The following is a 12,234-nucleotide window of genomic DNA, read 5'->3' on the forward strand; positions in this document are numbered from 1 at the left end:
GCACCGAAGAAGAGGCCGTCGGCAGTACTGCAACACCCGTAAGGACGGAACATCATGAGCCGCATCACGAACGCCATCCGCAACAACCGCGAGATCTCCCGCAACCGTCGCGAGATCGGTCGCGCCATCGAGCGCGCCGCCACCCCTGCGATGCGTGACGAGATCATCCTGATGGCCCAGCGCCAGGGCTACACCCGCTGATCGGACGCCCAGCCGGCCGCATTGTGGCCGGCCGGAGTGGTCGCGGCGGGCTCTCCTCCCCGCCGGGATCCGGCAGCGCCGCCGAGTGCGTGGTCCACCCGCAGGAATTCAGCCGAAGTTTCCTGTAACGCCCGTGCCGCGTTCAGCGACATCACACTTGACCCCGGTTGCTGCCGGACCCCCGACCTGGCAGCCCCCGGGGTCTTTTGCTGTCCCACCGGATTTCGCGGCGGGCCCCGGCTCGGCGGCCGGTCGTGCCCCCCGGCCTACCATCGGCCGCGTGACGATTACCTGGAACCCTGATCAGTACCAGCGCTTCGCCGACGATCGCGGCCGCCCCTTCTTCGACCTGGCCGGCCGGGTCCGAGCCGAGAACCCCCGGACCGTGGTCGACCTCGGCTGCGGTCCGGGCAACCTGACCGTGACTCTCGCCGACCGCTGGCCCAGCGCCTCGGTCACGGGGATCGACTCGTCACCGGAGATGATCGCCCAGGCGCCGGCCGACTTCGGGGCCACCTTCGTCGTCGGGGACATCGCATCCTGGCAGCCCGGGCCCGACACCGACGTGGTGATCACCAACGCCGCCCTGCACTGGGTACCGACCCACCGGGAACTCCTGCGGAACTGGGCCGAGGCGCTGCCGTCCGGCGCTTGGCTGGCCTGGCAGGTGCCCGGCAACTTCGAAGCGCCCTCCCACACCCTGATCCGCGACGTGGTTCGCGACCAGGGACTGACCGCCGAGCTGGCCGGCACCCCCGGACTTCTGCCGTCGGTCGACACCGCCACTGGGTACGCGGAACTGCTGCTGGACGCCGGATGGTCGGCCGATGCCTGGGAGACGCAGTACGTCCACGTCCTGCCCGGGGAGGACGCGGTGCTGGAGTGGGTCCGCGGCACCGCGCTCGGGCCGCTGCGCGCGGCGCTGGCCTCGGAGAAGTTCGCCGCCTTCGAAGCCGAGTACGCGAGCCGGCTACGTGCTGCGTATCCGCGGCGTCGCGGCGGCACCCTGTTCCCGTTCCGCCGGATCTTCGCCGTCGGTCACAAGCCCTGATCGGTGTCCCGCCCGATCAGTAGAGTTGGTCGAATCGACGATCGGAGGCCACCGTGATCAGCCGTGAACTCGCCGTCGCCCTGCGCGACGCCGGCGTCCGCTGGATTCCGGCCATGGGGGACCGGTTCAGCATCGTGAACGAGAACTTCGTCAGCGACGTCTTCACCCTCTCCGACATGACGATCGAGGCCCAGGGCCCGGCCGACGCCCGGGTGCTCGGATTCAACGGCACCACCGAGTGGGCGCTGGATTCGGTCGGACTGGACGATGCCCTCTGGTTGCCGCGGGAAGACCAGCTCCGTGAGCTGATGGGACCGACCTTCGTCTCGCTCCGGGCCGGCGAACAGGGATCGGCCGGGTTCATCGTGACGGTCCGGTTGCCGCCCCGCCCCGACGAGGACATCGAGGCGGAGACCGCGGCCGACGCCTACGCCCTCGGTGTGCTGGCCCGGATCGCCGCGGCCAACGAGCGGCTGATGCCGCCGCCGCTGGACACCAGGTTGGAACCCTAGACCGTCTTCGTCATCACGCAGTTGCCCTTGCCCTTGGGGCGCTGATAGGTGAAGCCCAGCTGCTCGTACATGCTGCGGGTGGCGTTGTAGAGGAACGACGCCGACATCTTCTTCTCCGGCGGGACGTCGTGCGGGTAGGACTCGACCAGACCGCCGCCGGCCGCCGCGATCAGCTCCAGGGCTCCGCGGACCGCGATCGCGGCCATACCCTGGCGGCGGTACCGGCGGTCGACGAACAGGCAGGTGATCCGGTAGTCGGGCGGTTGGGTGACGCCCTGTTCCCACTCCTTGCGGTGATGGATGTTCGGCAGCTCGGCCACCGAACCGAACTGGGCCCAGGCGATCGCCTCGTCACCGTCGAACACCAGCGCCGCGTGCGTCCGGTCCTGTTGCACCAGCTGCCGCTTGAACTCGCGATGCCCGAGCTCCCGGCGCTCGGGCGGGTCGGGGTGGAGGTGGAACCAGGTGCACCAGCACCCGCCCCACACCCCGTTGTGCCGTTCGGCCAGGCCCGCGAACGCATCCCACGTCCCCGGGCCGAGCGCCTCGATCCGATAACCGTCGACCGTCATCTCGGTTGTGCTCATGCCGAGGAAATGTAGGCCCGGTTCCGGACGATCGGCGTCCTGAAGGCCGGGCCGATCGCGGCCGCGACGCCTTAGGCTCGGACCGTGCCCAACCATCCTCGCTCGATCCAGATGCTGCACGACAAGATCCTGATCAAGCTCTCCGGCGCGGCCGGCGAGCGCACGTCACGCGGCGGCATCGTCATCCCGGCCACCGCCGAGGTCGCCAAGCGGCTGATCTGGGGCGAGGTACAGGGAATCGGGCAGCACGTCCGGTCGGTGAAGATCGGTGACAGCGTGCTGTTCAGCCCGGACGATCAGTTCGAGGTGGAGATCGGCGGCGAGACCTACCTGGTGCTGCGCGAACGGGATCTGCAGGCGGTGGCCAGCGAGGCCGCGGGCAGCGGCAGCGGGATGTACCTGTGAGCGGGCCCGTTGATCCCCGGCGCGCACGGGTCTTCGGCACCTTCGCGGCCGACTACGACCGCTGGCGCCCGAGCTACCCGGAGGAGGCCGTGCGCTGGCTGGTCCCCGACAACGCCCGTCTGGTCGCCGACGTCGGGGCCGGCACCGGGAAACTGACCGGAGTGCTGGTCCGGCTCGGAGTGGAGGTGGTCGCGGTGGAACCCGACCCGGACATGCTGGACGTCCTTCGGGCGAACCATCCGCACGTCCAGCTGGCGAACGCTCCGGCCGAGGCGTTGCCGCTGGCCGATGGCGGCGTGGACGCGGTGCTGGTCGGTCAGGCGTGGCACTGGTTCGACCACCAGAGGGCGGTGGCCGAGGTCCGGCGAGTGCTGCGCCCGGGCGGTTGGCTCGGCATCATCGGCAACGAAGCCGGCCCGCGCGAACCCTGGCTCGACGAACTGGCCGCGCTGCATCCGGACGTTGTCGGCACCGACGACGCGACCGACGACGGGGCCAATCCCTGGGCCGAGCAGGGCTTGGCCGGAGTGCCGTTCGCGGCGCGGCTCTTCCCATGGCAACACATGATGACCCCGGCCGCACTGAAGTCCCTCCTGGCCACCCACTCGGTCTTCGCCGTCATGCCGGAGGCCGAGCGGGAGGCCCGACTGGGTCAGATGGCGGCGGTGGCTCAGGCCGAGGCCGATCGTCGAGGGGTGTCGGAGTTGCCGTTCCATCAGGTCGCGTCGTGCGTCCGCGTGTTCGTCTGAGTTCGTGTGCCTGGGTCGGCCCGGCTTCCCCGCGACACGCAAGCCCGGCTTCACCGGCGCCGCGGCGATGGACGAAGATGACGAGCGGCACCGGAGCCGAAGGATCTGACCTGCGCCGCCACCCGCCCTGGGCGCGCCGCACCGAATTCCCGCCCGACAGGAATGAGCCGTCATGGACCACTTCGACCTGATCGTCATCGGATCCGGCCCGGCCGGCCAGAAGGCCGCGATCGCCGCGGCCAAGCTGGGCCGGAAGGCGGCCGTCATCGAACGCCGCAACATGGTCGGCGGTGTCTGCATCAACACCGGCACCATCCCCTCCAAGACACTCCGCGAGGCCGTGCTGTACCTGACCGGTCTCAACCAACGGGAGCTCTACGGCCAGGCGTACCGCGTCAAGGACGACATCACGGTGGCCGACCTCTCGGCTCGGACGCAGCACGTCATCAACCGCGAGATCGACGTCATCCGCAACCAGCTCTCCCGCAACCGGGTCGCGCTGATCCCGGGCACGGCCCGCTTCGTGGACCCGCACACCGTCGAGGTGGAGAACGAGTACGGCGTCAAACAGGACCTGACGGCCGACAAGTTCGTCATCGCCGTCGGAACGCGCCCGGCCCGCCCGAGTTCGGTGGAGTTCGACGGCGAGACCATCGTGGATTCCGACCAGATCCTGAACATGAACCGGGTACCGGCGTCGATGGTGGTGGTCGGGGCCGGGGTGATCGGCATCGAGTACGCGTCGATGTTCGCCGCCCTGGGCACCAAGGTGACCGTGGTCGAGAAGCGGTCCGGGATGCTCGACTTCTGTGACGAGGAGATCATCGAGGCGCTGAAGTACCAGCTCCGGGACCTCGCGGTCACCTTCCGGTTCGGCGAGTCGGTGCGCACCGTGGAGCGGCACGCCGGCGGCACGCTGACCATTCTCGAGTCGGGCAAGAAGATCCCGGCCGACACGGTGCTCTACTCGGCCGGGCGTCAGGGAGCCTCGGACACGGTCAACGTGCTGGCCGCCGGCATCGAACCGGCCGAACGCGGACGGCTCGAGGTCAACGAGAACTTCCAGACCGCGGTGGACCACATCTATGCCGTCGGCGACATCATCGGCTTCCCGGCGCTGGCTGCGACGTCCATGGAACAGGGTCGCCGGGCCAGCTATCACGCGTTCGGCGAGTCGGTCGGCGGCAAGCTGGGCGACCTGCAGCCGATCGGCATCTACTCGATCCCCGAGATCTCCTACGTCGGCCGTACCGAGAATCAGCTGACCAGCGAGAACGTGCCGTTCGAGGTGGGCGTCTCCCGCTACCGGGAGCTGGCTCGGGGGGCCATCCTCGGCGACTCCTACGGCATCTTGAAGTTGCTGGTGCACGCCGAGTCGCGTGAGCTGCTCGGCGTCCACGTGTTCGGCACCAACGCCACGGAGCTGGTCCACATCGGCCAGATGGTGATGGGCTGCGGGGGCACCGTCGACTTCCTGGTCGACGCCGTCTTCAACTATCCGACGCTGGCCGAGTCGTACAAGGTGGCGGCGCTGGACGCGGTGAACAAGATGAGGGCCATCGCCCGGGTCACCCTGCTCTAGGCGCCCGACGGCGGGACGAGGCGAGCGAATTGACGCCGCCGGGCCGGCGTCCGTGGTTAGCTCGGAAGCATGACGGTTCTCTCGCGCGGGGCGAATGCGGCGCTGCCGGCCGGTGTGGTCGAGGTGGCGGTGTCCGGTGCCCGACAGGGATCGGTCGATCTGATGGTGTTCCAACTCGGCCCCGACCACCGGGTCCGCACCGACGCCGACTTCGTCTTCTTCAACCAGCCGGCATCGCCGGAGGGGGCCGTCCGGCTGGTCGCGGCGGATCGGGTCACCGCCGATCTGAACGCGGTGCCGGCGGGGGTCGAGACCCTGGCCGTCGCGGTCGCCCTGGACGATTCGGTGCCCGGGTCGCTGGCGTCGATCCCCGGACTCGCCGTCACCGTCACCGGTGGTTCGCAGGCTCCGGCCTCCGGACTCACCACCGAGCGGGCCGCCGTGCTGGTGGAGATCTACCGCCGCGCCGGTGGTTGGAAGGTCCGTAACGTCTCGGCCGGGTGGGCGGCCGGGCTGTCGGCGTTGGCCGGCGAGCACGGCGTGAGCGTCGACGAGGAGCCGGCGCCCGAGGCGCTGCCGTCGCCGGTGCTGCCGAGCGTGGTCTCCCCGTCGCCGGCGGCCGGCTACCCGCCGCAACCGACCCCGCCTCCGGCTCCCGCCTATCCGGCCCCGGCCCCGGCCCCGACCCCGCCTCCCGCCTATCCGACCCCGCCTTCGGCGCCCGCCTATCCGCCGCCGCCGTCCGGCGAGCGGCAACCCGCTGCGGTCGCGGCAACGATCAATGCCCAGCCGCCCGGGTCGACCTACCCGATGCCCGGCGGGTTCCCGCCCCCCGGCGGCAGTCTCCCGCCGCCGCCGCCGTTCTCCCCGCCGACCCCGGGGGGATGGACTGCACCCGGGGGAGACCTGCGCCGATGACGTCGCTGGCCAAGCGGCTGGCCCGATGGCTCGACGCACTGGCCGACCGACCGGCCGACCCGGGCGCGCTCACCGGCGATCAGCGTGGTCGCCGCACGGCCCACCGAGCGGTTGTCCCGGAGCCCGACCCGGGGAAGGTCGCCGAACCCTCCGGCCGAGCGTCCGGGCCCGATCCAGAACCTCAGGGTCGGGAGGCCCTCGACCGCATCCTGGCCGAACAGCGGAACCGGATGCGCGGCCGACGGCGGCGACCGGCCGGGGAGTGATTTCTCCGATCGCCCGCGAACCGCGGCGTCGCTCTGGCAGGGTGGCGGGTATGCCTGATCTGACTCGCGGGGGCAATGCCCCCATCGCCGGTACCAGCCTTCAGGTGGCCGTCGCGGGCGCCCGCCAGGGCGCGGTTGACCTCATGGTCTTCCAGCTGACGGACACCGGAAAGGTCCGCAGCGACGCCGATTTCATCTTCTTCAACCAACCGGCCTCCCCCGAGGGGGCGGTCCGGTTGACCGCCGCCGATCGGCTGTCCATCGAGTTGGCCGGCGTGCCGGCCGGGATCGACAAGCTGGCCGTCGCCGTGTCGCTGGACGATTCCGTCCCGGGTTCGTTGGCCGGGATCGCCGGCCTCGGGGTGACCGTCAGCGGGCCGTCGGACCAGCACTCGGCGCCGGCCGCGGGTCTGACCACCGAACGAGCGGCCGTGCTGGTCGAGATCTACCGCCGCGGCGGTGCCTGGAAGGTCCGGAACGTGTCGGCGGGCTGGACCGAGGGTCTTTCCGGGCTGGCCAAGGAGCACGGCGTGAGCGTCGACGACGAGCCGACCCCGGCCCCGCCCGTTCCGACTGCGCCGGTTGCGACTCCGCCCGCACCGCAGGCGGTCCCGCCGGCCCCGGCCGTCCAAGCCCCGCCAGCGGTCGCCCCACAGGCCGACGGTGTCCGATCCGTTCCCGGCGAGGCCGGCTTGTCCCTCGTCAAACGCGAGAAGCTGGACCTGCGCAAGCGTGAGGTGGCCAAGGTCCTGATGACCAAGGGCGCGCAGAATGAGCGGGCGCGGATCGTCCTGGTGTTGGACAAGACCGGCTCCATGGCGGACGAATACGCGGCCGGAATCGTGCACCGGGTCATCGAGCGCATGGTGCCGGTGGCGATCCAGCTCGATGACGACGGATCCCTCGAGTGCTATCTCTACGCGGTCAAATTCGCGAAACTGCCGGACATCCGGGTCGAATACCTGGAACGCTGGATGGCCGATTTCATTCACATGAGCGGCGTCCATCAGGGCATCAACTACCGGGACATCGGCGGATACAACGACGAGATTCCGATCATGAACGAAATCATCAATTCCCTGGCCGGACAACAGGGTCCGACTCTGGTGCTGTTCTTCACCGACGGCGGGTTCACCAAGAAGAAGGAAATCACCAACCTCATCAAGAAGGCGTCGGGTCTGCCTGCCTTCTGGCAGTTCGTCGGCATCGGGAACAACAACTTCGGGGTGCTGACCAAGTTGGACGAGATGACCGGGCGGACGGTGGACAACGTCGGCTTCTTCCCCGTCACGGACATCGATCGAATCGACGACGGAGAGCTGTACCGCCGCTTGCTGCACGAATTTCCCGACTGGCTCCGTTCGGCCCGAGCGGCCGGTATTTTGCGCTAGTAACCGATCTGGGGAGACTCCCAGGGGTCAGGTGTAGCTTGGCGTTGCCCTGGAGCGGAAGGCGGGACGCATGACGGTGAACGCGGGACTTCCGCAGGTGGCGCTGGACCGCATTGCCCGGGCCCGCGCCTCCGGTGTGCGCACTTCCCTGCTGTCCGTGCCGAGTGCTGCCAGTGCTCGTTCGGTCGGCCTCAATCCGGTCGGTGAGGTGATGGGCTGCATCGTCCAACACCTCGGATGGCAGGGTTGGGCCGGATGCGGCTACTGGGGCAACAACTATCGGCAGGCCCGGGTCACGACCTTCGGCAGCTACGCCCCGTACGTCGACTCGGTCCGTCATGGCTACGACACGGCGCTGCAGCGACTCGCGACCGAGGCGACGATGCTGGGTGCGGACGGCGTCATGGACGTGCGGATCACGGTGACCCACCTGGGCAACGACAATCACGAGTTCGTCGCGCTGGGCAGCGCGGTCCGATTGGGACAGGAGCGATCCGGGGCGGACGCCGTTCCCAAGGTCCTCGCGACGCCGTTCCTCACCGACCTGTCCGGGGCCGATGTGTGCAAGCTGATGCGCAACGGGTGGATTCCGACGTCCATCGTCTACGGCATCGCCCTGGCCGTCCGGCACGACGACTGGCAGACCTACGCCCAATCCCGGAGCTGGGTGAACACGGAGGTATCCGGGTTCACCGAGCTGACGAACCTGGTCCGGCACCAGGCTCGGCAGAAGGTCACCGCACACGCGGCGGCCAAGGCGGCCGAGGGTGTGCTGATCACCGGATCGAGCATGCGGGTCTGGGAGCAGGAACCGTCGGACGGGCACCGGGACCACTTGGCCGAGGCCCGGATGTTCGGTACCGGCATCGTCGCCTTCGCCCGCCCCGGCGTGAAACCCCGGCCGACCTCCCTTTCGTTCCTTCCCCTGCGATGACCGATCTCCGATGACCGATCCACGATGACCCGACCCCTTGTCATGACCCCACCGAAGGACCATTGATGACCATCGAGCACGACGCTCTCGGAATCCCGCAGGACGCTCTGCGCCGGCTGGCCTCCATGCGCCCCGGCCAGCCCACCGCGATGTTCACGTCCGACCTGTCGGTCAACGAATTCCTGCTGGTCCGCGAGGCCGGGTTCCGGCCGCTGGGGTTGGTCTTCGGCTCCAGCATCTATCACGTCGGCTTCCAGGCCGGGCGCTGGAGCCAGAACCAGGAGCTGGGCACCCTGTCCGGTGCCATGTACCACGCGCGGGAACTGGCGATGACCCGGATGGAGGCCGAGGCCGACGTGCTCGGCGCGGACGGCGTGGTCGCCGTCCGCCTGGAGATCGAGTTCAAGGAGTTCGGCTCCGACCTCGCCGAATTCACCGCCGTCGGAACGGCCGTCAAGGCCGACACCGCGACGGCCCCCGATGGTTTCGGCTGGAAGCCGAACACCGGGAAGCCGTTCACGTCGGACCTGTCGGGTCAGGATTTCTGGACCCTGCTGCAGGCCGGGTACGCACCGCTCGGCATGGTGATGGGCACCTGCGTCTATCACATCGCCCATCAGCGGTTCGGGCAGATGTTCTCCAACATCGGCCAGAACGTGGAGATCCCGCAGTTCACCGAGGCGCTGTACGACGCCCGGGAGCTGGCGATGAGCCGGATGCAGGCCGAGGGCGAGGCGTTGCAGGCCGAGGGCATCGTGGGGGTCAACCTGCTGTCCCTGCCCCACCGATGGGGCGGTCACACCACGGAGTTCTTCGCCGTCGGCACGGCCGTACGGCCGCTGCGGGCCGACCACTCGATCCCGACGCCGCAGTTGATGCTGCCTCTGGCCGATCGATGACTTCCGGCGACGGCGAGTTCGGATCCGCGCAGTCCAGCGGCCTCGGTCCGCTGGGGGACGTGCAGCTGCTGGCCGCGATGCTGCACAACGACCGGAACGACGTCGCGTCGTTCGCGCGGGTCCTGACCGGTGCCTTGGGCGAGGCCCTCCCGCGAGGTGTGGTCGAGGTCCAGTACGAGCGTTCGATGGGCGACCGGATGGCCGGCCGCCCCGGCCGGCCGGTCAGGCTGACCGTGCGCGGGACCGACCGCGAACTGGACCTGGCCGAAGGTCGGCACGGCGCCGTGCAGGCCCAGGTCCGCAAGGTGGTCGGGGGTGTGGTGATCTCGCGGAAGGAGATCGGCATCGACGAGTGGGTCCGTCAGTTCGCCGCTGAGCTCAGCGCCCAGGCCGCCCAGAACGCGGCGGCCCGTCAGGCACTGGCGGCACTGCTCGGTATGTGAGGGCTCGGCCTCCGTCGGGCCGCCGCCGCTGCCCGGACCGGTGCGAGCGGCGTCAGGGCGAGCGTAGCGCGGCGGCGCGCGCCAGCACGGCGTCGAGCATGGCGGGGGTGAGGCGACCGGTGAAAGTGTTCTGCTGGCTCACGTGGTAGCAGCCAAGGACAGTCAGGGGTGCTCCGTCCGGGCTCGTCAGCTCGACCTCCGCCCCGTGCCCGAACTTCGGCCGTGGTCGCGGGACCCGCCAGCCCATCGATCCCAATGCGGCGAGCAGCGATTGCCAACCGAAGGCCCCGAGCACGAGCGCGACCCGGACGGTCCGGGCGAGAATCCGCAACTCCGCGGCCAAGAACGGCGCGCAGGTGTCCCGTTCCTGCGGAGTGGGCTTGTTGTCCGGGGGTGCGCAGTGCACCGGTGCGGTGATCCGGACCCCGGTCAACGTCAATCCGTCACCGATGGACACCGAATGCGGCTGCGACGCCAGTCCGGCCCGGAACAACGCCGCGAACAGGACGTCGCCGCTGCGGTCCCCGGTGAACATCCGGCCCGTGCGGTTCCCGCCGTGCGCGGCCGGCGCCAACCCGACCACGGCCAGCCACGCGTCGGCCGGCCCGAATCCGGGAACCGGCCTCCCCCAGTACACCTCGTCGCGGAATGCCGCACGCTTCTGCGCCGCGATCTGCTCCCGCCACGCGACGAGCCGGGGGCACGCCCGGCACTCCGCCACGGCCCGGTCCAGCCGGGCCAGTGCGGCGGGCGCACCCGGATCCGGCTCCGACGTCATCAGCCACCCCTTACGTGAGAAGGCCGACGTTCCCGGGGAAGGCGGAAATACGGCAAACGGGTGTCAGTGTTGTTCTCTGAGTGATATATGTGAAACGAGTATGACAACTGTGGAGCGATGAGTGACCGACCTCGAGCACATCGAACCGGTTGCGCAGCAGGTGCTGCCCAGCCGGGACGCAAGCGACGCCGGTGGCCGGAGGTGGGTCTGGACCGGTGACGCCGCCGCCGTTGCAGTGCTGGTCATCGCTGCGCTGATCACCGTGTACTCCCATCGTCTCACCGAGCGGCACGTCGAACGGGCCTGGATCTTCGCGTCGGTGGCCGCCCTGATCCTGCTGGGCCGGGGCATCCGGTTGCGGCGGCCGTTCACCGCCCGCCACGTCGGTCTGGCCGCCGTCGGCCTGGTCGTGGCCATCGCGGCCGACGCCACCCACTTCGGCCTGATCGGCTTCGTCGCCACCGTACTGGTCGGCTTCGCCCTGGTCCTGCCGGCCCCCAGCCGGCCCGACCCGGCGATGCTGCATTTCATCATCCCGCTGGTGGACGAGACACCGGACGACCCGTTGGCTCCGTTCGTCCTGCACTCGCGCAAGAGCTACTTCCTCAATGCGGCCGGTACGGCGGCCGTCGGGTACCGCACCCGCTTCGGTATCGCCGTGGTCGGCGGCGATCCGGTCGGCGACACGTCCGCTTTCGCCTCGCTGATCGGGGAGTTCACCGCCTTCTGCCGCGGCAACGGCTGGCGCGTGGCCGTGCTCGGTGCGGGCGAGCGCTGCCGCGATCTGTGGGCCGACCGGAGCGGCGGCGGCCCGGGTCTGCGCTCCGTCGCGTTCGGCCGCGAGGTCGTCCTGGACGTGCAGAATTTCCATCTCAACGGCCGGCAGTTCCGCAACCTGCGGCAGGCGGTGAACCGTTCGCACAATGCCGGGGTCACCACCGAGGTGCTGGCCGAGGCCGACATCGACGAGCCGCTGCGGCGCGAGTTGCTGGCCGTGGCCGACGCGGTGGACCGCGGAGATCAGCGGCGCGGTTTCTCGATGATCCTCGACCGGCTCCTCACTGGTGAGATCCCTGGCCTGTGGCTGGTGATCGCCCGGGACCGCAAGGGGGCGGTGGCCGGGTTCCAGCGGTACGGCACGGCCGACGGCGGCCGGGAGGTGTCGCTGGACGTGCCCTGCCGCCGGCCCGACGCGCCGAACGGCACCGACGAGCGCATGGCGGTCGACATGGTCGCCTGGGCGCGGCAACGCGGTGCCGTGCACCTGTCGCTGTCGTTCGCGGCGTTCCCCGAACTGTTCGACGACGCCGCCCGGGGTCGCGTCCGCCAGGCTCTCTACCGCCTGGTCCATCTGGGCGACGGCCTGCTCGAGTTGGAGTCGCTGTACACCTTCCTGCGCAAGTTCCACGGGCTCGGCCAGCACCGCTACGTGCTGTTCAAGCGCCGGGCGTTCATCCCGTCGCTGGCCGCCATGCTGAGTCTGGAATTCGGGCCGCACCGGCGCCGTCGAGGCTGAGC

General features: G+C 69.8%; 15 protein-coding genes. 13 read left to right on the forward strand and 2 right to left on the reverse strand.

Annotated elements, in window-relative coordinates; all coding sequences use genetic code 11:
- The first annotated feature begins 54 nt into the window (after positions 1–54).
- The 3 genes from BLS97_RS23230 to BLS97_RS09840 all read left to right on the forward strand — a co-directional run bounded on the left by BLS97_RS23230 (position 55) and on the right by BLS97_RS09840 (position 1,764).
- On the forward strand, positions 55–201 hold the full coding sequence (locus BLS97_RS23230) for a hypothetical protein (RefSeq protein WP_172832253.1): 147 nt from the start codon (positions 55–57) through the stop codon (positions 199–201).
- A 286-nt stretch (positions 202–487) separates the two neighbouring features.
- Positions 488–1,252 (forward strand): trans-aconitate 2-methyltransferase, encoded by a 765-nt coding sequence (locus BLS97_RS09835; protein WP_090481829.1) that lies wholly within the window; start codon positions 488–490, stop codon positions 1,250–1,252.
- A 53-nt stretch (positions 1,253–1,305) separates the two neighbouring features.
- On the forward strand, positions 1,306–1,764 hold the full coding sequence (locus BLS97_RS09840; protein WP_090475818.1) for a hypothetical protein: 459 nt from the start codon (positions 1,306–1,308) through the stop codon (positions 1,762–1,764).
- On the opposite strand, the gene BLS97_RS09845 is transcribed toward BLS97_RS09840, so the two are convergent.
- Positions 1,761–2,351, reverse strand: coding sequence for a GNAT family N-acetyltransferase (locus BLS97_RS09845; protein ID WP_090475819.1), 591 nt, complete (start codon positions 2,349–2,351; stop codon positions 1,761–1,763). The two genes, BLS97_RS09840 and BLS97_RS09845, sit on opposite strands and share 4 nt — an antisense overlap.
- A gap of 111 nt (positions 2,352–2,462) precedes the next feature.
- Here BLS97_RS09845 and BLS97_RS09850 point away from each other — a divergent pair, with 111 nt between their 5' ends.
- The 9 genes from BLS97_RS09850 to BLS97_RS09890 all read left to right on the forward strand — a co-directional run bounded on the left by BLS97_RS09850 (position 2,463) and on the right by BLS97_RS09890 (position 9,938).
- Complete coding sequence (locus BLS97_RS09850; protein ID WP_090475820.1) at positions 2,463–2,756, forward strand: GroES family chaperonin; 294 nt, start codon at positions 2,463–2,465, stop codon at positions 2,754–2,756.
- Entirely contained in the window at positions 2,753–3,505 is a 753-nt protein-coding gene (locus tag BLS97_RS09855) for a class I SAM-dependent methyltransferase (RefSeq protein WP_090475821.1), read from the forward strand. The genes BLS97_RS09850 and BLS97_RS09855 overlap by 4 nt, the downstream gene beginning before the upstream one ends.
- Positions 3,506–3,677: 172 nt before the next feature.
- Positions 3,678–5,087, forward strand: a complete 1,410-nt coding sequence (gene sthA / locus BLS97_RS09860; protein ID WP_090475822.1) for a Si-specific NAD(P)(+) transhydrogenase — start codon at positions 3,678–3,680, stop codon at positions 5,085–5,087.
- A gap of 69 nt (positions 5,088–5,156) precedes the next feature.
- Positions 5,157–6,005 carry a TerD family protein gene (locus BLS97_RS24190; RefSeq protein WP_090475823.1) on the forward strand — a complete coding sequence of 283 codons (849 nt, stop codon included), beginning with the start codon at positions 5,157–5,159 and terminating at the stop codon, positions 6,003–6,005.
- Positions 6,002–6,271, forward strand: coding sequence for a hypothetical protein (locus BLS97_RS09870; protein WP_090475824.1), 270 nt, complete (start codon positions 6,002–6,004; stop codon positions 6,269–6,271). The genes BLS97_RS24190 and BLS97_RS09870 overlap by 4 nt, the downstream gene beginning before the upstream one ends.
- A gap of 50 nt (positions 6,272–6,321) precedes the next feature.
- Positions 6,322–7,662 (forward strand): VWA domain-containing protein, encoded by a 1,341-nt coding sequence (locus tag BLS97_RS09875; RefSeq protein WP_090481832.1) that lies wholly within the window; start codon positions 6,322–6,324, stop codon positions 7,660–7,662.
- Positions 7,663–7,732: 70 nt separating this feature from the next.
- The gene (locus BLS97_RS09880; RefSeq protein ID WP_090475825.1) at positions 7,733–8,596 is read left to right on the forward strand and encodes a heavy metal-binding domain-containing protein; all 864 of its coding nucleotides are present in this window, start codon (positions 7,733–7,735) and stop codon (positions 8,594–8,596) included.
- A 65-nt stretch (positions 8,597–8,661) separates the two neighbouring features.
- Positions 8,662–9,495 carry a heavy metal-binding domain-containing protein gene (locus tag BLS97_RS09885; RefSeq protein ID WP_172832254.1) on the forward strand — a complete coding sequence of 278 codons (834 nt, stop codon included), beginning with the start codon at positions 8,662–8,664 and terminating at the stop codon, positions 9,493–9,495.
- Positions 9,492–9,938, forward strand: a complete 447-nt coding sequence (locus tag BLS97_RS09890) for a hypothetical protein (protein ID WP_172832255.1) — start codon at positions 9,492–9,494, stop codon at positions 9,936–9,938. The genes BLS97_RS09885 and BLS97_RS09890 overlap by 4 nt, the downstream gene beginning before the upstream one ends.
- Before the next feature lie 52 nt (positions 9,939–9,990).
- Here the strand turns inward: BLS97_RS09890 and BLS97_RS09895 are convergent, their stop codons facing one another.
- Entirely contained in the window at positions 9,991–10,716 is a 726-nt protein-coding gene (locus tag BLS97_RS09895; protein ID WP_090475826.1) for a uracil-DNA glycosylase, read from the reverse strand.
- A 121-nt stretch (positions 10,717–10,837) separates the two neighbouring features.
- On the opposite strand from BLS97_RS09895, the gene BLS97_RS09900 reads away from it, so the two are divergent.
- Positions 10,838–12,232 (forward strand): bifunctional lysylphosphatidylglycerol flippase/synthetase MprF, encoded by a 1,395-nt coding sequence (locus BLS97_RS09900; protein ID WP_090475827.1) that lies wholly within the window; start codon positions 10,838–10,840, stop codon positions 12,230–12,232.
- Positions 12,233–12,234: the final 2 nt, after the last annotated feature.

Origin of the sequence: Nakamurella panacisegetis, from assembly GCF_900104535.1 — a bacterium.
GTDB classification, from domain to species: domain Bacteria; phylum Actinomycetota; class Actinomycetes; order Mycobacteriales; family Nakamurellaceae; genus Nakamurella; species Nakamurella panacisegetis.